The following is an 883-nucleotide window of genomic DNA, read 5'->3' as shown; positions in this document are numbered from 1 at the left end:
TGGCCGCGCTCGACTTCTTCGCGCTTCGTGCCGCGCAGCAGCACGCCCACGTTGTCGCCGGCTTGACCTTGGTCCAGCAGCTTGCGGAACATTTCCACGCCGGTGCAGGTGGTCTTGACCGTCGGGCGGATGCCCACGATTTCGATTTCTTCACCAACCTTGATCACGCCGCGCTCGACAGCGCCGGTCACCACCGTGCCGCGACCCGAGATCGAGAACACGTCTTCCACGGGCATCAGGAACGTGCCGTCCACGGCGCGCTCGGGCGTCGGGATGTACGTGTCCAGGGCTTCGGCCAGCTTCATGATCGCGCCTTCGCCGAGCTCGCCCTTGTCGCCTTCCAGGGCCAGCTTCGCCGAGCCATGGATGATCGGGGTGTCGTCGCCGGGGAATTCGTACTTGTCGAGGAGTTCGCGAACTTCCATTTCGACCAGCTCGAGCAGTTCCTTGTCGTCGACCATGTCGCACTTGTTCAGGAACACGATGATGTAGCCCACGCCCACCTGGCGAGCCAGCAGGATGTGCTCACGCGTCTGGGGCATCGGGCCGTCGGCGGCCGAGCACACCAGGATCGCGCCGTCCATCTGGGCGGCGCCGGTGATCATGTTCTTCACGTAGTCGGCGTGGCCGGGGCAGTCGACGTGTGCGTAGTGGCGGTTGGCCGTTTCGTACTCGACGTGCGCGGTGTTGATCGTGATGCCGCGGGCCTTTTCTTCGGGCGCAGCGTCGATCTGGTCGTAGGCCTTCGCTTCGCCGCCGAACTTCGACGACAGCACCGTCGCGATCGCAGCCGTCAGCGTCGTCTTGCCATGGTCAACGTGACCGATCGTGCCCACGTTCACGTGCGGCTTCGTGCGGGTGAATTTACCTTTTGCCATTTTTC

1 protein-coding gene is annotated in these 883 nt (G+C 63.9%); it reads right to left on the bottom strand.

Annotation, left to right across the window (positions count from 1 at the left end):
• On the bottom strand, positions 1-878 hold an 878-nt coding region (tuf, locus tag AC07RV_RS45825), incomplete at its 3' end, for an elongation factor Tu (protein WP_492716632.1).
• Positions 879-883 lie beyond the last annotated feature (5 nt).

It is taken from the genome of Variovorax sp. GW821-FHT09B01 (assembly GCF_059418345.1).
The sequence above is the reverse complement of the archived record's forward strand: the minus strand, read 5'-3'. Positions and strand labels throughout refer to the sequence as shown.